24 protein-coding genes are annotated in these 23,239 nt (G+C 39.5%); 4 read left to right on the top strand and 20 right to left on the bottom strand.

The genetic code is table 11. The annotated features are described in order from the left end of the window. Positions 1–511: 511 nt before the first annotated feature. The gene (locus tag ACQQ2I_RS06565) at positions 512–979 is read left to right on the top strand and encodes a hypothetical protein (protein ID WP_431029759.1); all 468 of its coding nucleotides are present in this window, start codon (positions 512–514) and stop codon (positions 977–979) included. Between the two features lie 101 nt (positions 980–1,080). On the opposite strand, the gene recO is transcribed toward ACQQ2I_RS06565, so the two are convergent. The 14 genes from recO to deoC all read right to left on the bottom strand — a co-directional run bounded on the left by recO (position 1,081) and on the right by deoC (position 13,705). Beyond that, complete coding sequence (recO, locus tag ACQQ2I_RS06560) at positions 1,081–1,860, bottom strand: DNA repair protein RecO (RefSeq protein WP_431029758.1); 780 nt, start codon at positions 1,858–1,860, stop codon at positions 1,081–1,083. Positions 1,861–2,198: 338 nt separating this feature from the next. Continuing rightward, positions 2,199–3,119, bottom strand: coding sequence for a GTPase Era (era, locus tag ACQQ2I_RS06555; RefSeq protein WP_391367162.1), 921 nt, complete (start codon positions 3,117–3,119; stop codon positions 2,199–2,201). Beyond that, positions 3,100–3,513, bottom strand: a complete 414-nt coding sequence (locus tag ACQQ2I_RS06550; RefSeq protein WP_391367159.1) for a cytidine deaminase — start codon at positions 3,511–3,513, stop codon at positions 3,100–3,102. Before ACQQ2I_RS06550 ends, era begins: the two co-directional genes overlap by 20 nt. 93 nt (positions 3,514–3,606) lie before the next feature. Continuing rightward, a complete protein-coding gene (locus tag ACQQ2I_RS06545; protein ID WP_431029757.1) occupies positions 3,607–3,957 on the bottom strand; it encodes a diacylglycerol kinase family protein in 351 nt (116 codons plus the stop codon). Continuing rightward, positions 3,957–4,430, bottom strand: coding sequence for an rRNA maturation RNase YbeY (ybeY, locus tag ACQQ2I_RS06540; RefSeq protein WP_431029756.1), 474 nt, complete (start codon positions 4,428–4,430; stop codon positions 3,957–3,959). Before ybeY ends, ACQQ2I_RS06545 begins: the two co-directional genes overlap by 1 nt. Further along, complete coding sequence (locus ACQQ2I_RS06535; protein WP_431029755.1) at positions 4,427–6,547, bottom strand: HD family phosphohydrolase; 2,121 nt, start codon at positions 6,545–6,547, stop codon at positions 4,427–4,429. Before ACQQ2I_RS06535 ends, ybeY begins: the two co-directional genes overlap by 4 nt. A gap of 206 nt (positions 6,548–6,753) precedes the next feature. Further along, the gene (locus ACQQ2I_RS06530; protein WP_431029754.1) at positions 6,754–7,713 is read right to left on the bottom strand and encodes a PhoH family protein; all 960 of its coding nucleotides are present in this window, start codon (positions 7,711–7,713) and stop codon (positions 6,754–6,756) included. A gap of 3 nt (positions 7,714–7,716) precedes the next feature. Beyond that, positions 7,717–8,811, bottom strand: a complete 1,095-nt coding sequence (locus ACQQ2I_RS06525; protein ID WP_431029753.1) for a sporulation protein YqfD — start codon at positions 8,809–8,811, stop codon at positions 7,717–7,719. Further along, positions 8,811–9,047, bottom strand: a complete 237-nt coding sequence (locus ACQQ2I_RS06520) for a hypothetical protein (RefSeq protein ID WP_431029752.1) — start codon at positions 9,045–9,047, stop codon at positions 8,811–8,813. Before ACQQ2I_RS06520 ends, ACQQ2I_RS06525 begins: the two co-directional genes overlap by 1 nt. Before the next feature lie 47 nt (positions 9,048–9,094). After that, positions 9,095–9,571, bottom strand: a complete 477-nt coding sequence (locus ACQQ2I_RS06515; protein ID WP_431029751.1) for a hypothetical protein — start codon at positions 9,569–9,571, stop codon at positions 9,095–9,097. Positions 9,572–9,594: 23 nt separating this feature from the next. Further along, the gene (gene floA, locus ACQQ2I_RS06510; protein WP_431029750.1) at positions 9,595–10,593 is read right to left on the bottom strand and encodes a flotillin-like protein FloA; all 999 of its coding nucleotides are present in this window, start codon (positions 10,591–10,593) and stop codon (positions 9,595–9,597) included. A gap of 3 nt (positions 10,594–10,596) precedes the next feature. Further along, on the bottom strand, positions 10,597–11,976 hold the full coding sequence (locus ACQQ2I_RS06505; protein WP_431029749.1) for an NfeD family protein: 1,380 nt from the start codon (positions 11,974–11,976) through the stop codon (positions 10,597–10,599). Between the two features lie 628 nt (positions 11,977–12,604). After that, complete coding sequence (gene rpsU / locus ACQQ2I_RS06500; RefSeq protein ID WP_004227078.1) at positions 12,605–12,778, bottom strand: 30S ribosomal protein S21; 174 nt, start codon at positions 12,776–12,778, stop codon at positions 12,605–12,607. Between the two features lie 258 nt (positions 12,779–13,036). After that, positions 13,037–13,705, bottom strand: coding sequence for a deoxyribose-phosphate aldolase (gene deoC, locus ACQQ2I_RS06495; RefSeq protein WP_431029748.1), 669 nt, complete (start codon positions 13,703–13,705; stop codon positions 13,037–13,039). Between the two features lie 202 nt (positions 13,706–13,907). Here deoC and ACQQ2I_RS06490 point away from each other — a divergent pair, with 202 nt between their 5' ends. From ACQQ2I_RS06490 to ACQQ2I_RS06480, 3 genes are all read left to right on the top strand, one after another. Next, the gene (locus ACQQ2I_RS06490) at positions 13,908–14,738 is read left to right on the top strand and encodes a hypothetical protein (protein ID WP_431029747.1); all 831 of its coding nucleotides are present in this window, start codon (positions 13,908–13,910) and stop codon (positions 14,736–14,738) included. Positions 14,739–14,768: 30 nt separating this feature from the next. Next, positions 14,769–15,290, top strand: coding sequence for a dihydrofolate reductase family protein (locus tag ACQQ2I_RS06485; RefSeq protein WP_431029746.1), 522 nt, complete (start codon positions 14,769–14,771; stop codon positions 15,288–15,290). A gap of 184 nt (positions 15,291–15,474) precedes the next feature. Next, positions 15,475–15,861, top strand: coding sequence for a hypothetical protein (locus tag ACQQ2I_RS06480; protein ID WP_431029745.1), 387 nt, complete (start codon positions 15,475–15,477; stop codon positions 15,859–15,861). A 307-nt stretch (positions 15,862–16,168) separates the two neighbouring features. Here ACQQ2I_RS06480 and mtaB read toward each other — a convergent pair whose 3' ends face one another. The 6 genes from mtaB to grpE all read right to left on the bottom strand — a co-directional run bounded on the left by mtaB (position 16,169) and on the right by grpE (position 23,227). Then, positions 16,169–17,506, bottom strand: a complete 1,338-nt coding sequence (gene mtaB / locus ACQQ2I_RS06475; RefSeq protein ID WP_431029744.1) for a tRNA (N(6)-L-threonylcarbamoyladenosine(37)-C(2))-methylthiotransferase MtaB — start codon at positions 17,504–17,506, stop codon at positions 16,169–16,171. A gap of 16 nt (positions 17,507–17,522) precedes the next feature. Beyond that, the gene (locus ACQQ2I_RS06470; protein WP_431029743.1) at positions 17,523–18,266 is read right to left on the bottom strand and encodes a 16S rRNA (uracil(1498)-N(3))-methyltransferase; all 744 of its coding nucleotides are present in this window, start codon (positions 18,264–18,266) and stop codon (positions 17,523–17,525) included. A 177-nt stretch (positions 18,267–18,443) separates the two neighbouring features. Next, complete coding sequence (gene prmA / locus ACQQ2I_RS06465) at positions 18,444–19,385, bottom strand: 50S ribosomal protein L11 methyltransferase (protein WP_431029742.1); 942 nt, start codon at positions 19,383–19,385, stop codon at positions 18,444–18,446. 17 nt (positions 19,386–19,402) lie between these two features. Next, positions 19,403–20,521 carry a molecular chaperone DnaJ gene (dnaJ, locus tag ACQQ2I_RS06460; protein WP_431029741.1) on the bottom strand — a complete coding sequence of 373 codons (1,119 nt, stop codon included), beginning with the start codon at positions 20,519–20,521 and terminating at the stop codon, positions 19,403–19,405. A gap of 228 nt (positions 20,522–20,749) precedes the next feature. Then, on the bottom strand, positions 20,750–22,594 hold the full coding sequence (dnaK, locus tag ACQQ2I_RS06455; RefSeq protein ID WP_431029740.1) for a molecular chaperone DnaK: 1,845 nt from the start codon (positions 22,592–22,594) through the stop codon (positions 20,750–20,752). 60 nt (positions 22,595–22,654) lie between these two features. Further along, on the bottom strand, positions 22,655–23,227 hold the full coding sequence (gene grpE / locus ACQQ2I_RS06450; protein WP_431029739.1) for a nucleotide exchange factor GrpE: 573 nt from the start codon (positions 23,225–23,227) through the stop codon (positions 22,655–22,657). Positions 23,228–23,239 lie beyond the last annotated feature (12 nt).

Below are 23,239 nucleotides of genomic sequence, written 5' to 3'. Positions count from 1 at the left end.
AGCATTTACACTTCTAATTGTACTAGGGACTTCGTTCACGTCAGTGAGCTAAGTCTTTTTTTACATGCATGCGGATTTGCGACGAGGATTGTGGCGCTAGCGACAACCGCAGGAGCACTTCTTTTGCATGCCGATTTCAGAAGTAAAAGCTTATATCGAACAGCATTTACACTTCTAATTGCACTAGGGACTTAGTTCACGTCAGTGAGCTAAGTCTTTTTTTAGGCGCATGCGGATTTGCGACGAGGATTGTGGCGTCAGCGACAACCGCAGGAGCACCTCTTTTGCATGCCTATTTCAGAAGTAAAAGCTTATATCGAAAAGCATTTACTATTCTAATTGTACTAGGGACTTAGTTCACGTCAGTGAGCTAAGTCTTTTTTGTTCCCCCGCCCTTTCAACTCCTCTCTGAAACGACATTTTACGGAAAATTCAATAAACAATATAAACAAAACGAACGATATTACGTTATAATCAAACAAATAGAAATGTGATCAATAGGAGGGAGAATATGTTCTTTCAGCTAAAGGACACGAAGAAAAGCGAAACGGATAGTTATGATCAAGTACGGCAATTAGTAACAGCTATCCTACATCAAGAATGTCCACATCACAGTTCGAGACATCATTTATTGTATACGGCTAACTTACAACTAGAGCAGTACAAAGAAGCAAAAGACTTTTTTTATGCGCAATGTGACGTTACAACATCACTTGGTACATTTTCAAAAGAAGCCTATGATAAAGCCAACAAGAACTATCATCAGCTTCATTTAATCATCCGTGCTTATATGCATCTGAGCGATGAACGACAACGAGAGCATTTCAATCACCACTTCCGATTTTCAAAGGAACAGATTGAAACAATGTATGAATATTACGAACATTACTCTACTTATGTTAAGACGCTTGCATTAGAGGAAGGGTTTTGGTATTCCTTAAAAGAAGATTTAGCGCCTCTTCTTACACAACTCGAATAATGGAATAGCTAGTTATTTCCCACTTTTAAGGATAAACCATTGTTATCCATAAAAAAACTACGCTCCCCCATCGCTTTATGTCGATGCAAGAGCGCCGTTTTCTAATGTTCTTCGTCATTTTTACTTCTCGGTTGAAGTTGGGGTGTTCGTTCTAATTGTTCAATAAACGTTCTTGATTTTAAACGAATTCCTGTCTGTTCTTCATAAATCGTTGTAACAATTTTTTTTATAAAGTTTTTCGTTTGTGGCTTTAGTTCAATTTTGCCTACTTGGTCAATGGACATACTGTAAAACATACGAATCAGCTTTAGTTGGGTTGGAGAGAGTCGAATAATGTACGGGTCTAAATGAAAACAACTGTGACAAAGAAATCCACCTTGTGTAAATGAAAACGCAAATTCCCCTTCTACCGCTCCGCACCCTGCACAACAATGAAGGATTGGTTGTACGCCCGTATACGGCAACATCTTCCAATCGACAAATAATGTAATCGCTTCTGGGTCATAGCCTTCATCAATCGCATTTAACGCTTGCAATAACACCTCATATGCATACGGCTCTTCACGCCCTTCCTCGACTAACCGGTCAACAAGTTCCACAATATAGCTCGCATAAGCCGTTGCGATAATATCTGTTTGCAATGTACGCATTGAACTAAAATGCTCACCTTGTTGCAATGTCCCCATTCCACTCGTTCGCTGCACTAAAAAAGAGCCGTGCATAAACGGCTGTGTAACCCCTGCAAGACGGCTTGTCGGCTTTTTTGCACCGCGCGCCATACATGCCACTTTCCCTGCCTCTCGCGTCATTAACGTAACAATTTTATTTGATTCACCGTACGCCTTTGCTTTAAGTACAATACCTTCCCATTTATGTAGCATATACATCCGTCCTTAACTCAATTTCTGTTTCTATTATACATGAGAAGCATACAACTCGCGCTATTAGGATGCGAGTTGATGCCATTAAAAAATGATACTTTCTAGAACAAAAGCGCTAAAGCGCCTGCTAATCCCCGACACGCGCTGGAGAATCACGACAAGTGTGCTTGCTACACGTAGGAGGGAGTCGAAGCGTCGCGAGGGGATGGCGCTTTTGCCTAGACGTAGATGCTCTTTTCCATAACCCTTATCCACAATGCGAAATTTTATAATTTCCTTAACTACAAGAAAAAACAGATGAAGGACTAATGCAATCCTTCATCTGTTTTAATGATATTTTAATATTCGTCTTCACGGAAACCGAAGTCACGAAGATGCGTTTGCTTATTACGCCAATCTTTTTGCACTTTAACCCAAAGCTCTAAATATACTTTGGAGCCAAGTAACATTTCGATATCTTTACGCGCACGTGTCCCTACTTCTTTTAATAGTGCACCACGTTTTCCAATCACAATCCCTTTTTGAGAGTCGCGTTCAACCATAATTGTCGCTTGCACACGGATTTTATCTCCATTTTCCTCATCACGTTTAATTTTATCAATGACAACGGCAATCGAGTGTGGAATTTCCTCACGCGTTAAGTGCAATACTTTTTCTCGAATTAACTCTGAAATAATAAAGCGTTCTGGATGATCTGTGACTTGATCAGCTGGATAATATTGAGGTCCTTCTGGCAAATACTTGTCAATCGTTGCAAGTAAGTTTTCCACATTATTTCCTTCTAAAGCTGAAATCGGCACAATTTCTGCAAACGGGTACTTATCCTTATAATCTGCAATAATATCAATAAGTGCATCAGGGTGTATTTGGTCAATTTTATTAATAACTAAGAAAACCGGTGTTTTATTGCCTTCTAGCATTTCTAAAATAAACTCATCGCCTTTACCGATTTTTTGTTCGGCATTGACCATAAACATAATAACATCGACTTCACGTAATGTATTTTTCGCTACCTTTAACATGAACTCACCAAGCTTATGCTTCGGCTTATGAATTCCTGGTGTATCAATGAAAATCATTTGTGAATTTCCTTGCGTTAATACACCTTGCACTTTATTGCGTGTTGTTTGTGGTTTATCTGACATGATGGCAATTTTTTGCCCAATCACGCGGTTTAAAAACGTTGATTTCCCAACGTTTGGTCGGCCAATAATCGAGATAAAACCCGATTTGAACCCTTTATCGTTTGCTAGCTGCATAATCTAAATCCTCCGGTGTGAATGCGCCTGGTAATAGCTCACCCACTGTTGTTTGTTGTACGTCACCTTTTAAGTTTGTTAAATAGACAGGCATATCTGGTGCACAAAATTCACTCATCACTTGACGACAAGCCCCACATGGTGCACATGGACGGTCTGTATCTGCCACAATAGCTAACGCTTTAAATTTCTTTATCCCTTCAGATACCGCTTTAAAAAACGCGGTACGCTCTGCACAATTCGTCATACTATATCCTGCATTTTCAATATTGCACCCGTGGTATACTGTGCCATCCTCTGCGAGTAATGCAGCCCCCACCGGGAATTTTGAATAGGGTACATATGCCTTTTCACGTGCAATTTTTGATTGCTCTAGTAACTGTTCCATGTTCATAGGAGAATAACCCCTTTCAAATAAGTATCAATTACGCCTCGACTAACCCACATCTGGAGGCTTTTAACTTCTGTCAACACACGTTAAAAGAAGTTAAAACCATTTTGGTAAAAAAATGAGTAACCCGATTATAACACTCGCTACAGCAAATACAAGTACCGTCCCTGCCGCAATATCTTTCGCTTGTTTGGCAAGCGGGTGAATAGCAGGCGAAGCAAGATCGACAACACGCTCAATCGCAGTATTGAACATTTCTGCACCGATGACAAGTGCCATCATTAGCACTAATATTAACCATTCTGTTACAGAAAGACCGGTTAAAGTACCTACTATAATCACCACTACAGCACTTAACACATGAAATCGCATATTTTGTTCTTGCATGGCCGTAACGATTCCTTGTATAGCGTAGCCAAATGACTTAATAAACTTACGAATATCCATTATTCACGTGATAAGCCGAACGAGCCAAGAATTTCATCTTGCTTTCCAAACATTTCTTTCTCATCTTGCTCTGTCATATGGTCATAGCCAAGTAAATGTAAGAACCCATGGACTGCTAAAAAACCTAATTCCCGCTCAAATGAATGACCATATTCTCCTGCCTGCTCACGTGTACGGTCGGTTGAAATAATAATATCGCCTAAAACGCGCGGGATACCCTCACCAATAATTTGTATTTCGCCCTCTCCCATTTCTTCCAGTGCAAACGAAATGACATCAGTTGGCTGGTCTTTATCACGATATTCACGATTAATTTCATGAATTGCTTCGTTTGTCACAAACGTAATAGACACTTCAGATCCTTCTTCAATATTTTCTACTTTAGCTGCATGTTGCAGTAATTTTTCAACTAACGCGATATGCTCATCCTTCACTTCATTTGTTTCATCTAAAAAATCAATATTTAAAATCATAGTTCCTCCGTTTTCTCTTTCGGGTATTCAATACGTGTATGGAAAATACCATTTAATGTTTCACATAACACCTTTTCAATTATTTTTAATTCTTTTAGTGAAATATCACACTCATCAAACTGGTTATCTTGGACACGATCTTGAATAATCGATTGAATAAGCTTGTGAATTTTTTCCGCATTCGGTTCTTTCATTGACCGCACAGCAGCCTCCACACTATCAGCGATACTGATAACTGCAATTTCTTTTGTTTGTGGCTTCGGTCCAGGATAGCGGAAATCTGCTTCATTTACTTGTTTCCCATCTTCTTTTGCTTTATGCAAGAAAAATTTCAATAAACTTGTCCCATGATGCTGTAAAGCAATATCAATAATTTCTTGCGGCATTTTATGTTTGCGTAACAATTCAGCGCCGTCTGTTGTATGCGCAATAATGATATCTGCACTTGCATCAGGAGGCAATGTGTCATGAGGGTTAATCCCCATTTGGTTTTCGATAAAGAATGCTGGTCTACGCGTCTTTCCGACATCATGATAATAACAACCTACTCGTGCCAACAAGCCATCTGCGCCGATTGCCTCACAAGCCGCCTCAGCTAAGTTGGCAACCATTACACTATGGTGATATGTGCCCGGTGTTTCTGTTAAAATTTTCTTTAATAACGGATGATTCGGATTGGACAGTTCAATCAAGCGCATTGTCGATAAAATACCAAACATCGATTCAAAGAATGGCAATAATCCAATCGTTAATGCACCAGATAATAAACCAGACACCACCCCTGCCCCGATATAAAATGAAATCTCCGATAAACCATAGTCAGACTGTGTCATTAACAAATAAAATGCGATAAACACTAAGTTAACAGCCATAATGACCGTACTTGCTTGCAAAATATGCGATCGTTTTTCTACGCTATGCATAAAGAACAATGAAGCAAATCCACCAAATAAAACATACAGTGCGATATCCATTTGTAAAATCGCCGCATAGCTTTCCTGGAACATTATCCCTGCCGAAGAAGCAATAAGGATCGTTACAATACTTGCAACACGTTCATTTGCAAGTAGCCTTACTAGCATTGTTGCCAAGGCTGTTGGAAAAATAAACGCTACGACAACATCAAAGTTATCAGACACGATACTCACTAATTTCATCATGATAATTGTGCCAATATATACAATGACCGACACTAATAAATAATTACGCTTTTCTTTAAATGGTATTGTTGAACGATCAAATAAAATAAGCATAAATAACATCTGTAGTACGATAAATATCACTAATCCACCTATAGGCTTTAAAGACGATTGGCTATCGACAAACCCTAGCAATTCTAATTGACGATATTTTTCACGGTCAATAATTTCCCCTTCTAACACAATAATTTGACCTTGTAATATTTTTGTCGCTTCCACCGAATCACGCGTCTGTTGCCTAGCTACAGCTGTTTTTTCTTCGTTTAATATTTCGGTTTCAACAATAGCCCCACGCCCTAATGTAATCGCCACTGATAATAAGGAGTTATCAATGGAAGAGGAACGAATAGTTGCTTCGATATTTGCACGTGCAATTACTAAATTTTCTTTACGTATACTTTCAGCAAGTGCATCCTCCACATACTTGACTAGTCTATTACGTGTATTGATCACCTGTGTTTCTGATGCCGCTAACAATGCTTGTAATTCATTATCTGTTAACGATAAACCACCTTGGTTGTCTGTCACACTTTTTAATTTTGCCTTTAGTAAATCTAACTTTTCTGTTTGTGTAAGGTCATCCTCTTTTGCTATTTCCTTTCTTGCTTCAATTGTTAAATCGAAAAACAATGTTATAAGAGTTGACTTTTGTTCTGCGATTCCTTGATTAAAATCATAGATTGGAGTGACAGCATTTTCGGCATTGATCCGCTCTTGCTGGGTCTTTTCTGTATCTTCTACCGTCTTAGATGCTCGAATCGTTTCTGGTGCTAAACTTCCCATTGAAATATCATATGTAACGCCCCGTACATTATCAAGCATTAACGTAAATTGTATAGTCCCAGTTAAGATGACTACTGCCACCAAAAATGAACGGAAGCCCATTAAGTCGATAAAACGCTTTAAATGTTTTTCCATGCAGCACCTCCTATAGTGTCCATACCTTCATTTTACCAATTTCTACAGGCGATTTCATGAAAAAAAGCAAAATCCTACACGGATTTTGCTTTTTTAACATATTATAATTCCTGATCAGCATATGCTTGGATTACTTTTGCTACTAGCGGATGGCGTACTACATCGCCTTGCAACTGCCGTTTCACTTTCGGTGCAGAGAAATAAAATTACAATTCTTGATCAGCGTACGCCTGAATTACTTTCGCTACTAGTGGATGGCGCACTACATCGCCTTGCTCTAGTATTTGGAAATGAATGTCCTTGACGTATTTTAATGTACGGTCAGCAATGATTAAACCTGATTCTTGATTTTTCGGTAAATCAATTTGTGTTTTATCACCTGTGATGACCATTTTTGATCCAAAGCCGAGACGTGTTAAAAACATCTTCATTTGTTGATGGGTTGTATTTTGCGCTTCATCCAAAATAACGAATGCATCATCTAATGTACGACCGCGCATATAAGCGAGCGGGGCAATTTCAATCGTTCCACGTTCGATTAGACGTTGCGTTTGCTCTTGGCCGTACACATCATGCAAAGCATCGTATAATGGGCGTAAATACGGATCTACCTTTTCTTTTAAATCCCCTGGTAAAAATCCGAGTGATTCTCCTGCCTCTACAGCTGGACGCGTTAAAATAATGCGTTTGACCTGTCCATTTTTCAGCGCTTGTGTAGCCATGACAACCGCTAAATACGTTTTCCCTGTACCAGCAGGCCCAATACAAAATACTAAATCCCTATGGCGAATCGCTTTAATATATTCACGTTGTCCAATTGTTTTGGCACGAATTGCTTTTCCCTTTGTCGTACGGGCAATCTCTTCATCATAAAGTTCTGCAAAGTATTCGATTGTTCCTTTTCCAGCCATTTCAATTGCTGTCGCGACATCGCGTTGATCAATGTTAATGCCTTTGCGAATGACTTGCAAAAGACCGCGTAAAACGGCTGTTGCGCACTCTTTTTTAGCATCATTTTCCCCAGCAATTTGAATTAATCCACCGCGTGTAATGATTTGTACCTCAAATGTTTCTTCGATTAATTTTAAATTCGCATCCGACATTCCTAAAAGCATTACCGCTTCATTTGGATTATCGACTAAAAGTTCCGACATATTTCCTGACATAGATCATTCTCCTTGATAAATAGGGTATGGTGTTGCAATATTTTCATTTACCAAAAATAGGACTTCCCCTTTAACTGTATCATCATCAAACGTAACGTGCAAAATTTTTTCAGCTTTAATCGTCGTCTTAGGCGGTAAGCTTTGTAAAATTTTCTTATGCAGTAATGGGAGTATAATCGTTTCAAGATTATCTTCGGTTAATACCTGTTTATGTTTTTGATAAGACTGCTCTTTTACAATCCGCATGTATTGTCTCATCCATGAAGGAAGTTTTATTTCATCAGCATAAGATTTCTGATCCGTTACAACTTTCCAAGATGTTTCTACCGGTGTATAATACGTTACTTGTTTATTTAACGTAAACGCTGTTTCAAACCAGTAATCTGCATAAACTTCACCTTCTGCTCCGACAACCACATGCCTGTCTCCTGCTTCTAAAACACCTGATACAAGCGTATCTCCTTTATAAACGGTCATATTTGTATCAACTACCCTTACACCACTCTTTAAAAAATAATGGGTAATGACCCCACTATTATTTGCGATTAAATGCATCGGTTCCTCAGATTTCGTCTTTACCTCGGTTTCAGGTGCGAGCTGCAAATCGATTCTAATATCTCCACCGCTTTTTATAAAGTGTACCCAAGATAACTCAGGAAATGCCGCCATCAGTCGTTGTCGTAGCTCATAGTCTGTCGGCAATTCGCTTTTCGTGAGCGGGACGGAAATGCCGATTTCGTCACGAAGAAATTTTTCTGCTTTATACCCTGTTTCTGGTGTGGCGCCTGTCACTTCAAGACGCCATATAAATTGCGTGCATATAATAGGTATAACAAGCAATAATAACATACCTATCAATGTTTTTGTCGTCAGTTGCAGGACAGCATCTGTCTTATCATAGCGGAGCTTCAGGCGCGCTTTTGTGTTACGTCTAATACGTCGTAATGTAGGTAAATCACTTCTTTTTATTTCGAACGTCACATCATGTTCCGAAAAGCGAACATTTCGTATAATGATACGTTCTTTATGTAAAAGATGGAATAAACGATTGACATGTGGCCCTTGCGTAACTTCTACTAATACTGTGCGACGGTCCATTACGCTCCCCGCTTTTCTATCTTAATCTGGTGGATTGCCTTAACTTCTAAAAGAAAGCCCTCGGTTGTTAAATACTGCACGAGTAGCCCCTCTCCTTCAATTGTTAAGCGGAACTTTCCGATTGAACAACTAAAAATAGTAGCACTCACTTGATGTACATCGTATGTACCATTCCATCGAATTTGCTGAAATTGAATCCATTCTAGCATGTCATCCAACTGCATTAATGATTTCAAAAAAAAGCCCCCTTTCATTACAGTCTATGCAACAAAGGGGGCATGTATTATTTACGTTGCTTTGCTTTTGGCAATGCTAATATTTCTGAAGTAATAATCGCTTGCATTAACTGCTCTTTCGTCTGTGGAACAACCACAAGGGGCGACTCTTTTTTTGCCTGCTGTACAATTGGTCTAGAGGCACCTAGTTCAGGGCGTGTTGATTTTCGTGGCTCTCGTACAGTTTCCCCCCGTACAAATTCTTGTACGACGGGTTTTGCTTGTTCCACAATTGGTTCATGCGTTACTTGCTTCTGTTCTGTTTTTTCGTTTAATTGCCCGAAAATTTCATTCGCAAAATCCTCTAGTGATTTCACTTTCGGGCGCTCTGATGTGTTAGAACGCCTTTGTGTATTTTCTCGAGGGGGTTTTTGCTGACTAAATGGTGGCATCGCTTTTGTCGGCTTTTGTTCTTGCTGCTCTTTATTTTTCGATAGTAAAGAGCTTACAATCCCGATAATAATCATAATGATTAGACCTTCCACTTAGTATCAACTCCCTTCCTCGATTATTTTTCGGTTGCATCTGGTTTGTCCTGCGATACTTTCGCAATCGAATCACGCATCGAAGTATCCGCTTGAATATTTTTATAATTCATGTAATCCATAATACCAAAGTTGCCTGAGCGTAATGCTTCCGAAATAGCCCTTGGTACTTCTGCTTCTGCTTCTACTACTTTTGCTTTCATTTCTTGTACTTTCGCTATCATTTCTTGCTCGTTCGCTACCGCCATTGCACGACGCTCTTCCGCTTTCGCTTGAGCAATATTTTTATCTGCCTCTGCTTGCTCGATTTGCAGTTCTGCACCGATGTTTTTACCGATATCTACATCCGCAATATCAATTGATAAAATTTCGAAAGCTGTGCCTGAGTCTAAACCTTTTGATAATACCGTTTGTGAGATCAAATCTGGATTTTCTAGAACTTTAGCATGAGTGTCTATAGATCCGACTGTGGAAACAATCCCTTCACCAACACGGGCAACGATCGTTTCTTCACCCGCACCACCGACTAATCGATCGATATTCGCACGTACTGTAATACGCGCTTTTGCTTTCACTTCAATCCCATTCATCGCAACACCTGAAATAAATGGCGTTTCAATTACTTTTGGATTTACTGACATTTGTACTGCCTCTAATACGTCACGACCAGCTAAGTCAATCGCTGCGCAGCGCTCAAACGTCAACTCGATATTTGCACGTTGTGCCGCGATTAATGCGTTAATAACACGGTCTACATTACCACCTGCTAAGTAATGAGACTCTAATTGATTAATCGTTACATCTAATCCCGCTTTATGTGCCTTGATTAAAGGGTTTACAATGCGAGACGGAATTACACGACGTAACCTCATACCAATTAATGTGAAAATACTTACACGAACACCGGCAGCAAGAGCACTAATCCATAGTGCAACCGGAACAAGCGTAAAGAATACTGCTAGTACGATAAATGCGACTACAATAATAAAAATTAAGCCGACCATACCTCCATCTAAAAACATGCGCTATTCCTCCATCTTTTTATAAATTTCTCTCACAACAATGCGTGAGCCTTCTACCTTAATGACCTCTACCGGCTTTCCTTTATCGATATAACCGCCTTCTGAAACCGCATCGATTCGTTCTTTATCAACGATAATCACACCGGCTGGACGAAGTGGTGTCAGCGCCTCACCCATACGACCGATTAATTCGATACGATTTGTATTGGACACATAGCCTTCTTCTGTTGTCGTTGCATCTTTTAAAACAAGCTTATTAAACACATGCAACTTTTTACCGAAGAATTTCATTACAATCACCATTCCCATCACTGCAATAAACATTGCAATAATAATTGAGTATGCCATATGTGTGACACTTGCCCCTGAAAATAACAAGCTAATAATCATCAATGCCCCACCAATAATACCCACAATACCACCTGGAACAAACAATTCTAGTATAAGCAAGATTAAACCAATGACAAACATAATAATCGTCTCATATCCTGCAAACCCTGCAATCGTATGACCGAAGAAAAATAAACCAAATGCAGATAACGACATCGTTCCTGGCACCCCAAATCCTGGTGAATATAGTTCTAACACTAATCCAAGACTCGCAATCGACAACAATATTGGCACAACAATCGGATTTGTAATAATGCGCGCGATATTTTCAGCTAATGTTGGTTCCAAATCAATGATGTCTGGGTCTTCAATCCCTGCCTGTTGCAGCACCTCTTCAAGCGTATTCGCTATCCCTTCTGCATACCCTACCTCTACTGCTTCTGCAGCTGTAAGCGTTAAAAATTTACCTTCTGGTGCGCGGTATTCTGGTAAATGCTTGGATTTATCAGCCATGGCTAGCGCATATTTCGGATCCCTGTTAGATGATAATGCGGCTGCCTCCATTGCAGCAAACCATGCACTTTCAGCTTTTTCATCCGCCGTATTGCCTTCCCCATCAATAATACCAGCTGCACCCATCGTAGCATTTTGGGACATATAAATCTCGTCTGCATGTAGCGCGATAAAAGCTCCTGCTGAATGCGCTTTTGTATTGATGTAAGCAATGACCCTCATCTGGGATTGATCTAGCAGTTTGCCTATTTTATCAGCAGCATCCGTATAGCCACCAGGCGTATGTATTTCAAGTACAATCGCCTCCGCCTGTTGTTCCTCCGCCTCTTTAAAAGCTCTTTCTAAAAATGCTAGCAGTCCTTTTTCCACATTATCTTCAATAGGGACATGGTATACTTTCGCATTTGCAAAAGCCGTTAAACTCGGGATAATCAATAAAAATGAAAGCGTCATCATAAATAACCAGCTAAAAACGCGGGTTTGTTTCATATTTTCGACCTCCCTTCTTATAGCTTCTCTTAATTTACGAACGACTCTCATTAAAGTTTCATAAAAAATGAATTTCTTCTCATTTTTATTATAACTTATTTCTATGCATAAGGCATGGCTCATCCTGTCTTGGAGCGGACTACATTCTTTTTTCGTTACTATCTGTTAAATAAAACGTATAAATATGTATGATTTGCTGCAAATTAAATAAAAAGATTTCGAGGCTGTTAGGATTGACAGAATTTTCATAGGCAATCACAAGGGCTCATAAAGTGAAACTTCAATCAGTGGGGGTTTTGACGTACAGGACGTGCTAATGCCGACGTCGTCACACGGACGTGACGGATTTTAGTCGGCCCTCATCCCCCACTGATTGAGAGAGGAACGCAAGCTAAGAACGCCACGTCGTGTGGCAACGCCTGCGTGACCAACATCCTGTTGCCCTGAACCAATCGGGCTTTTACGGGCAGTTGATTTCCCACCTTTGCTTCTCGATTTTCCTTAAGCCTTGAGGTGGGAGTCTTAATGCCCGTTAATGCGGGATAAACATTGCCTTAGACATCTTTTATTCAAACTAAATACGCCAACATTTGCGATTGCAAATGTTGGCGTATATATTTTGTCTGCTCAGTGAATCATAAAATTGCGTGTTATGAACGTAGGGTTTTTACAGGGAAAATTACCACTTACGTTTACGTGCAGCTTCTGATTTCTTTTTACGTTTTACGCTAGGTTTTTCGTAGAACTCGCGCTTTCTAACTTCTTGAATTGTACCACTTTTTGATACAGTACGTTTGAAGCGGCGAAGAGCATCTTCAAGCGATTCGTTTTTGCGAACGACAGTTTTTGACATCTCTCTTTCCCTCCCTCCGAACACACGTCAATACATCATCAATACTGCTTATTGATGTGTACTAAAAAATTATAACGCATTGTTTTAGAGCAGTCAACAAAAACTATTAATATTAAAAGATGCAAGTATTAGCCTGTCTTGAAAGTACTTGTCATGTATATTAATGACGCCGCGGCTAACCCTCATCTGGAGGCTTAAACTTCTTTCAGCGAATGTATTTGCAACAGAGCACAAACACCTACTGAAGGAGATTAACTATTAGTAATCAGATTGAGCAGTTAATCCTTCCATAATCGCTACACCAGAACTTGCACCAATACGTGTAGCACCATTGTCAATCATCGTTTTCATATCCTCTAGATTACGAACGCCACCTGACGCTTTCACACCAAGATCTGGTCCAACTGTTTTACGCATTAATGCGATATCTTCAGCCGTCGCCCCACCAGTAGAGAAGCCTGTTGATGTTTTAACAAAATCCGCTCCTGCTTCTACCGATAATTCACATGCTTTTACTTTTTCTTCATCTGTTAATAAGCATGTCTCAATAATCACTTTCACTAACGTCCCATTTACCGCATCGACAACTGCTTTAATATCCTCAAGAACGGCATCGTACTCACCATTTTTTAATGCGCCGATGTTAATGACCATATCAATTTCACCAGCTCCATTAGCAATTGCATCTTTTGTTTCAAATGCTTTTGTTGCTGGAGTAGACGCACCTAATGGGAAACCGATTACTGTACACACTTTTACATCTGTATCAGCTAGCAATTCAGCACTATATTTCACCCAAGTAGGATTCACACATACAGAAGCGAATACATATTTTTTTGCCTCCGCGCATAATTTTTCAATTTGATCACGTGTCGCATCCGCCTTTAATAATGTGTGATCAATCATAGCAGCATAATTTTGTGTCATGTCCAATTGCTCCTTTTATTTATAAGTTGTACGTACAACTATATCATAACATTGAATCGAAAAGACACAAAAAGACAGACTACTCTTTCAATTTCCCAACTATAGCTATCCTTAAAGGTTTTATAATATAACTTAACGTATTATCATAATAAGTAAAATTAGTGCTTTCCCCACTTTTAAATAGCTAGAAAGGAGAGCGAGTATGATGTTTATGTTGGATTTAATTATCCTCACTGTTCTACAATTAAGTTCCTTGTTCGGGATTATCATCGTTGCCGGCTTTTTCATTAATATCATTGAACGGCAATCCGTAAAATTTATTCAACAAAGTTTCGGTAAACAAGGCTTTCTTTTTACTTCATGGGTTGGCACACCTGTTCATGAATTCGGTCATTACGTGATGTGTAAACTTTTCAATCACAAAGTAATAGATGTTCAATGGTTTCCAAAGGATAAGCACGCTAGCACACTAGGTTATGTAGCACATCGCTATAATAGCGGCAGCCTTTATCAACGAATCGGCGTTTTCTTTATTAGCATCGGTCCTTTATTTTCCGGCTTACTGGCACTTGCATTATTGTTGTATATGTTATTACCGGCTAGTTACGCTGAATTTTCTACTTTCACCAAATCCATTGAACCATCTGCGCTCACAATTGAAAATATCATGATGATTGTAAAATCCTCTTTCGAAGTCATTTCTACAATCTTTGTAGTAGAGAATTTTACATCGATCAAATTTTGGATATTCTTACTTTTAGCAATTGGCATTTGCACACACATTTCATTAAGTCCCGCTGATTTGCGCGGGGCATTTAGTGGGTTTATGACCATGACTTTATTGCTTTTTACTATTAACCTGATAGCGTTGTTTATCGGCTGGGATACAAACCAATTCGTTTCTGCACTCATTCAGTACAACGCCTATCTCATTGGTTGGATGAGCTTCGTATTGTTTTTATCGCTGATCACGTTAGTTATTACCTTTACGATTAGCTTTATTAGTAGAATATTTTTACACATCAGTATATAGAAAGATTTTTATAGGATAGGAGTTTTTATAATGAGAAAGTTTAAAATGTTTATTGCTCAAAGCTTAGATGGCTATATTGCAACAAAAGAGGAATCATTACAATGGCTAATGGATGTAGAAGGGGAAGGAGATAACGGCTATAGCTCATTTTATGAAACGGTTGATACTGTTGTCATGGGGCGAAAAACGTATGATTGGGTGATGGCTGAAATGAACGGAGAGTATCCATATCCGAATAAGCCGTGCTATGTCTTTACTTCGCAACATCACGTACCATCACAAGATGTTATTTTTACAAACGAAAATGTAAATACCTTTGTAGAGCGCTTAAAATCAGAAGAAGGTCAGGACATTTGGATTGTGGGCGGTGGTCAACTGATTGCGAAATTTTTAGAAGCCCGTGCAATAGATGAAATAATTGTGACAGTAGCACCTGTATTATTAGGTACAGGCATCCCACTATTTCCAGAAGGAAACTACACTTCCGTTTGGCAATTAAAAGGAAGTCACATTTATAATCAATTTATCGAATTACATTATGTCAAAAAATAATGTTACAAACTTGAAACAGCCACTCCATTCAGAACTTGCCTATGTGAGCACAACTTATATAGGCAAGTTTTTTGTTATAACGATTTCACTAAGTGATCATTTTTTTCCATATTTATCCTAAAATTATGCTACACTTACATAAGTAGAACATTTTTAATTTAACAATGATTAGAGGGGGATAAAAATGTTGAAAAAATTATTACTTCCTGTGATAACACTCATGCTATTTTCATTAGTAGGCTGTAGTAATGAGCCAAAAGAAGAACCGGCTAAAAACATAGTAGATGAAGTTGAAGTGGATGAAAGTGAAATCGAATCATTAAAAATAGAAAATGAAATTTTAAACGAACGACATCAGTATTTAGTAACAATGCTGGCATTGTCACAAAATCAGTTTTCCTATGATTTAAAAGTAAACGAACAACCCATCCCTAAAAATGGACAATTAACGATTTCAGAAGGGAATATTAAAATTTTACTATCTGAAATGTTTTTTTTGGGAGCGATTTTTTACCAGAAGAATGGGTTGAAAAAGGAAGAATTACTGGAAACTATATTGACCATTTATTAAGTTTTGATACTACAAATTGGGAGCCCATTGCATTAGACGGGACTGTTACTACCGCACAAGGCTACGAATTAGCAAATGTAAAAGCTGGACAACAGTTCTCCTTTAACATTACAGATGAACTAAAAAAGCGATTAGAACTCGACACGAATTTAATACATATTAAGGTAGAATAAATTCTTTATTAAAATATCACACGCTTCTTTTGTATAAAAAAACACCACCTTCTATGACTTAGAAACTTAGCGATAGGAGGTGGCATTAAAATCATACTTTACGTGAGGTAAAATACGATTTATTGCAATTCAATTTAAGCTTCCACCATATCTAACATACGCACAAATTGTCCTTCGTTATATGGGTAGCCTGCTTTTGTAATTTTAACTTTAACCAATTTACCAATTATATCTTCCGTGCCTTCGAAGACGATTTTTAAGTAGTTAGACGTGTAGCCTACATACAGATTTTCGTTGTCGCCGTCTTTAAAACGTTCTTCTGGAATCACTTCTAATACATCCCCTTCAAAGCGAGAAGCATATTGTTTTGCCAGTTGATCGTTTAATGTAATTAAGCGATGTACACGTTCATTTTTCACTTCTTCATCGACAAATTGATCTTGCATACGCGCTGCTGGCGTCCCTGTTCGTGGTGAGAACGGGAATACGTGTAATTCTGAGAATTGATGATCTTTAATGAAATTATACGTTTCCATAAACTCTTCTTCTGTTTCACCCGGGAAACCAACGATGACATCCGATGTTACTGCTAAATCTGGTAATGCATCTTCTAATTTGCGCAGTCGTTCTGAGAAGAATTCCATCGTATACTTACGGCGCATACGTTTTAACACTGTATCTGAACCAGACTGAATTGGGATATGCAAATGGTTTACGACAATATTAGAGTTTTTCAATACTTCAATAACTTCATCTGTTAACTGAGACGCTTCAATGGAAGAAATACGTAAACGTTTTAACCCTTTCACATTCGCTTCCATATCACGTAATAATTGAGCTAAATTATAATCTTTAAGGTCTTGACCGTAGCCACCTGTATGAATACCTGTTAAAACAATCTCTAAGTAACCCGCATCGACTAGTTGCTGCGCTTGACGGATTACTTCTTGCGGATCACGCGAACGCATCAACCCGCGCGCCCAAGGAATGATACAAAATGTACAGAAGTTGTTACATCCTTCTTGGATTTTTAAAGACGCACGTGTACGGTCTGTGAAAGCAGGAACGTCTAGCTCCTCATATACACGATTTTTCATAATATTGCGTACAGCGTTAATTGGCTGACGCTCTTCACGATACTGATCGATTAACCCTAACATTTTATGACGATCTTGCGTACCAACGACAATATCGACACCCGGAATAGCCATAATTTCCGCTGGTGATGTTTGTGCATAACAGCCTGTTACACAAATAACGGCATCTGGATTTTGACGGATGGCACGACGAATGACTTGGCGAGATTTTTTATCGCCTGTGTTTGTTACGGTACATGTATTAATCACATAAACATCAGCTTGTTGTTCAAACTCGTTACGCTCGTAGCCTTGCTCTTTAAATAATTGCCAAATCGCTTCTGTTTCGTAATGGTTTACCTTACAACCTAATGTGTGAAAAGCCACTTTTGACAAGGCTTGTACACCTCTTTCATTCAAATTCATAAGATATGGCAGAAAGCGCATAAAGAGGCGCTGTTTCTGCTCGTAAAATACGAGGTCCTAAGCTCATAATTTGCGCACCAACTGCGACTAAAGCGTCTGCTTCCTTGCGCGAAATACCACCTTCAGGACCGAAAATACATAAAATTGATTTCGATTTATTATCATACACTTTTTTTAGCTTATCCGCAAACCTTGTGCGTTCAGATGCTTTTGCATCTTCCTCATCGGCAATGAACACGACATCAAAATCCGCTAATCGTGCTACTAACTGTTTAAATGAAACCGGCATCTCGACTTCTGGTACATATGTACGATGTGATTGCTCTGCCGCTTCTTGCGCGATTTTTTGAAGTCGCTCTTGATTTTTACGTCCCTTTTTGTCATCCCACTTCACGATGGATCGTTCAGCAGCAAATGGCAGGAGCGCATACATCCCAAGCTCTGTCCCTTTTTGGGCGATTAACTCTAATTTATCCCCCTTTGGTAAGCCGCAAGCGATCGTCACATGTACGGGCATTTCTGGAGACGGAATGATCTTTCCTGTAGGTTTTGCGAATACTTCCGCTCCTACTTCTGTAATTTCGCAAATCTGTGCTTCCCCACCATGCACAACTATAATTTCTTCACCAGCCGTCATGCGCATTACTTTACCAATATGACGTGCATTATCACCAGTTATTATAAATTCACCTGTTTCCATTACGCGTTGGTTAACAAAATAACGTTGCATGAAAATCCCTCCTTTATACGTAAAATGCTAAAAGTACTGGTTATGGTACGATTGTTTCGCCACTTTTTTGAAAAGTTTCGCCATTTCCTCGAAAAGTCTCGCCAAAACGGTAAAACCCTCACTAAAAAAGTAGACAAAGCCCGCCAAGACTTTGTCTACATAAGCTTTATCTACATTTTATTGCGGACGACGTGCAACGATTGCGACCCAGTCTTCCATCATTAATACTTCTTCAATCGTGAAGCCTGATTGTTCAAGTGCCGCTCTTACTTCATCCTTTTTAGCACCAATAATACCGCTCGTTACATATAAGCCACCCGGTTTGACAATCGAATACGCATCATCTGTAAACGTTACAATGATTTCTGCTAAAATGTTTGCCACGACAACATCTGCCGGCTCTTTTACTGTATCGAGTAAATTACCGCGGAATACTTCAACTACATGGTCCACTTTATTTAATGTCACATTTTCACGTGCAGAAGCAACAGCTACTTCGTCAAGGTCTAAAGCATGCACACTTTTTGCTCCAAGTAATGCAGCGCCGATTGATAGTACACCTGAACCTGTTCCTACATCGACAACTGTCTCGCCCACTTGCACGACTTTTTCAAGTGCTTGTAAACACATCACGGTCGTTGGATGTGTCCCTGTACCGAATGCCATCCCTGGATCTAGTTCAATGATTAATTCATCTGTACTAACTGGCTTATAGTCTTCCCATGTCGGAACAATTGTAAAACGCTCTGAAATCTTAACCGGATGATAATATTGCTTCCATGCCGTAGCCCAGTCTTCTTCATCTACTTCACAAAGCGTTAAAATATTTTCACCGACATTGATATCGAAATTGATAAGGTTAGCAATTGCAAGCTTAATTTCTTCTACCGTTTCTGCTAAAAAGCTCGTCGCAGATAAATACGCCTTCACCACAACCCCACTTTTCGGGAAGTCTTCTGGGTTTAATGCGTAAATTTCTCCAAACTGATCAATACGTTCTTTCGTTAATTCTTTTGAGTCCTCAATGACAACGCCACTTGCGCCTGCCTCATGTAAAATGTTTGAAACAGCTTCAACAGCTTCATGCGTCGTTAAAATCGATAGCTCTGTCCATTTCACTTGCAATCTTCTCCTTTTTATTCGCCTTTAATTTTACGTTTAATTTTATCTAATAGTGAGCTTCCATGTTCTTCTGGAATATCGCCACTAATTTCCGCAAATTCACGCAGCAACTGTTTTTGCTTTTCTGTTAATTTTGTCGGTGTTACCACTTTGACAACAACGTACTGATGCCCTTGCCCGTAGCCATGAACATTTTTAACACCTTTATCTTTAATACGGAACTGTGCACCTGATTGTGTACCCGCCGGAATTTTCAGCTTTACTTTTCCATGAACAGTTGGTACCTCAATCTCATCGCCAAGTGATGCTTGTGGGAACGTTAATTTTAATTCGTAGTAAATGTCGTCTCCATCACGTTCAAAGTACTCATGATTACGTACAGTGAACACAATATATAAATCGCCTGCTGGTCCGCCATTAATGCCTGGCTCCCCTTGCCCTGCTACGCGCAGTTGTTGGCCATCATCGACACCAGCCGGAATATTAATTTTAATTTTTTTACGATTTGTCACTTTTCCAGCACCGCGACATGTTGTACATTTATCCACAATGATTTTACCCGCGCCACGACATGAAGGACATGAGCGTCGGTTCACCATGCGGCCGAATGGTGTCTCCACCGCTTGGTTAATTTCACCTGCACCGCCACATTGCGAACAGTTTTGAGATGTTGTACCAGGTTTCGCGCCTGTACCATTACATGTTTCACAATTTTCTTCTTTCGGAATTTCAACTTCTTTTTCTTGACCGAATACGGCTTCCTCAAAGCTAATTGTCATGCGGAACTGTAAGTCATCGCCTTTACGTGGCGCATTTGGATCTTGACGACGTCCACCACCACCGAAGAATGAAGAGAAAATATCTTCGAAGCCGCCAAAGCCGCCTCCAAAGCCACCTCCGCCAAAACCTGCTTGTGGATCTTCATGTCCAAACTGGTCGTAGCGTGCGCGTTTTTGTTCATCTGACAATACTTCATACGCTTCTGCGATTTCCTTGAACTTCTCATCTGCCCCCGGCTCTTTGTTAATATCAGGGTGATACTGTTTTGATAACTTACGATATGCTTTTTTAATCTCGTCTTTACTTGCCCCTTTAGCTAGGCCAAGCACTTCATAATAATCGCGCTTACTCATCGTTCACTCTCCGCTCTTTTTACATAACGTATATTCTAACACGTTAAAAATTTGATGTATATGCAAATTGCTTTATCTTTGCTACGGATTTTTGTTGAGGTCGCTACCTTCCTCCACGCAATTGATAAAGCATGCATTTTTACAGTGAAAAAGTCAAAGTCCGTAAAAGCGGCTTTGACTTTCTCACTTGCCGATGCAGTGTTGCTCAGCGTTTTATTTCATTCACAATTATTTATCGTCTTTTACTTCTTCAAAGTCAGCATCTACAACGCCGTCGTCTTTTTTGCCAGCATCTGCTGCGCCGTCAAAGCCTTCTGCACCTTGAGCCGCTTGTGCTGCTGCTGCCGCTTGCTCATATACTTTCATCACAAGTGGTTGTAAGATGCCTTCTAATTTTTCTTTTGCAGATTTGATGCCTTCGATTTCGCCCGCTTCTAAAGCTTTTTTCAGTTCATCGCGTGCATCTTCAACAGATTTTTTCTCATCTTCTGAAATTTGCTCACCAAGATCTGTCACTGTTTTGTCTACTTGGAAAACAAGTTGGTCCGCTTCGTTGCGAAGTTCTGCTTCTTCTTTACGTTGTGCATCTGCTTCTGCGTTCGCTTCTGCATCTTTTACCATGCGTTCGATTTCTTCATCTGTTAAGCCAGAATCCGATTGAATTACGATTGTTTGCTCTTTGTTTGTACCAAGGTCTTTCGCTTTTACAGATACAATACCATTTTTGTCGATATCGAATGTTACTTCGATTTGTGGAATACCACGTGGTGCTGGTGGAATATCTGATAATTGGAAGCGACCTAATGTTTTATTGTCTGCTGCCATTGGACGTTCACCTTGTAATACGTGAATGTCTACAGCTGGTTGGTTGTCAGCTGCTGTTGAGAACACTTGTGATTTAGATGTAGGGATTGTTGTGTTACGATCGATTAACTTTGTGAACACGCCACCCATTGTTTCGATCCCAAGTGATAATGGTGTTACGTCTAATAATACGATATCTTGAACGTCACCTGTTAATACGCCACCTTGAACAGCAGCACCCATCGCTACTACTTCGTCAGGGTTTACACCTTTGTGTGGCTCGTGACCTGTTGCATTTTTGATTGCTTCTACTACTGCTGGAATACGAGTAGAACCACCAACTAAAATCACTTTGTCAAGTTCAGAAGCTGAAAGACCAGCATCAGATAGGGCTTGACGAGTTGGTACGATTGTACGCTCTACTAAATCGCGAGTTAAGTCATCGAATTTAGCACGTGATAAAGAAACTTCTAAGTGAAGTGGACCTTCTGCACCAGCTGTGATGAATGGTAAAGAAATTTGTGTATTTGTAACACCTGATAAGTCTTTTTTCGCTTTTTCAGCTGCATCTTTTAAACGTTGCATCGCCATTTTATCTTTTGATAAATCGATGCCGTTTTCTTTGCGGAATTCTTCTACTAAGAAATCAATGATTTTTTGGTCGAAGTCGTCACCACCAAGCTTGTTGTCACCAGCTGTTGCTAATACTTCAAATACACCGTCGCCTAATTCAAGGATTGAAACGTCGAATGTACCACCACCAAGGTCGAATACTAAGATTTTTTGATCTTGGTCTTGTTTGTCTAAACCGTATGCTAATGCTGCTGCAGTTGGCTCGTTAATGATACGCTCCACTTCTAAACCAGCGATTTTACCAGCATCTTTCGTTGCTTGACGCTGTGCATCGTTAAAGTAAGCAGGTACTGTAATAACCGCTTTTGTTACTTTTTCGCCAAGGTATTCTTCCGCATAGCCTTTTAAGTATTGTAAAATCATCGCTGATACTTCTTGTGGCGTATAATCTTTATCTTCAACAGTTACTTTGTCAGAAGTACCCATTTTTGATTTGATTGAGATAATTGTATTTGGGTTTGTTACTGCTTGACGCTTTGCTACTTCCCCAACTTGTTTTTCACCGTTTTTGAATGCTACTACAGATGGAGTAGTACGGTTACCTTCTGGATTTGGAATTACTTTTGGTTCGCCGCCTTCTAATACAGCGACACAAGAGTTTGTTGTACCTAAGTCAATACCAATAATTTTGCTCATTTGAATTTGCCTCCTAATATTTGAACGCCTATGTAGCGTTTATATCCATTTGTTATTGTTCTATTCGTTTACAGAAACCATTGCTGGACGTAATACGCGGTCTTTTAGCTTATAGCCTTTTTGTAGCTCACGTAATACTGTACCGCTTTCCTTTTCGGCATCTTGCTCTTGCATAACCGCTTGATGCACATTCGGATCAAACGCTTCGCCTTCTGCGGCAATTTGCTCTAAGCCTTCACGCGCTGTAGCATCTAAAAATTGACGCTGTACCATTTCAACACCTTTATATAATGAAACGGCATCCTCAGAAGTAATTTGTACTTGTAGCGCGCGCTCTAAGTTATCAAGCACTGGCAAAAGATCATTTAACAAGCTTTGCGCACGGTATTTTTCAGCCGCCTCGCGATCAAGCTTGTTGCGGCGAAGCATGTTGTCATAATCTGCTCGTAAACGTAAATAACGGTTTTCTTCTTCTTGAAGCTTTGCCGTTAGTTCAGCAATTTTTTGTTCTGTTTCATCGACAACAGCTTCTACCACTTCTTCTGTTTGCTCTGCATCTACTACTTCTTCTGTAGCTGTAAACTGCTGCTCAAGTTCTTCTTTTGTTTCTTTTTCGTTTGTCGTATTAGACACTTTATGTCCTCC

Source organism: Lysinibacillus sp. LZ02 (genome assembly GCF_050613145.1).
Classification (GTDB): Bacteria; Bacillota; Bacilli; order Bacillales_A; family Planococcaceae; genus Lysinibacillus_B.
Note: the sequence above shows the minus strand (reverse complement) of the source record. Positions and strands in the feature narration are given on the sequence as shown.